Source organism: Roseivirga spongicola (assembly GCF_001592965.1).
In the GTDB taxonomy this organism is placed as follows: domain Bacteria; phylum Bacteroidota; class Bacteroidia; order Cytophagales; family Cyclobacteriaceae; genus Roseivirga; species Roseivirga spongicola.
In genome coordinates this window covers 1-392 of sequence record NZ_LRPC01000008.1, presented here as the reverse complement: position 1 = coordinate 392, position 392 = coordinate 1, and the positions used below count along the sequence as shown (strand labels likewise).

The following is a 392-nucleotide window of genomic DNA, read 5'->3' as shown; positions in this document are numbered from 1 at the left end:
GATTCACAAGATGTTAGGATGAACAGGATAAAGTTATGAAGATGATAGAATCAATTGCGTGGTATGAATTAAATCAAGTAAATCTGGTAATCCAGTAAATCAAGATCCAGACAATAATAAGATGAACAAGATTAATCTCGATAAACTCACTTATGCCATCAACGGCTGTGCCATGAAGGTGCATAACACTTTGGGCAACGGTTTTCAAGAGGTTATCTACCAAAGATGTCTGGCCATAGAATTAGAAAGAGCAGGTTTGGGCTATAAAAGAGAAGAAGATCATGTGATTTTTTATGAGGGCATAGAGGTAGGCACAAGAAGGGCCGATTTTGTGGTAGAAGATGTGGTAATTGTAGAAATAAAAGCATTGATCAACCTTGAAGATGTTCACT

1 protein-coding gene is annotated in these 392 nt (G+C 37.0%); it reads left to right on the top strand.

Features of this window, described 5'->3' with window-relative positions; all coding sequences use genetic code 11:
• Positions 1-121 precede the first annotated feature (121 nt).
• The coding region (locus tag AWW68_RS07760) for a GxxExxY protein (RefSeq protein WP_068219022.1) at positions 122-392 on the top strand (271 nt) is incomplete at its 3' end.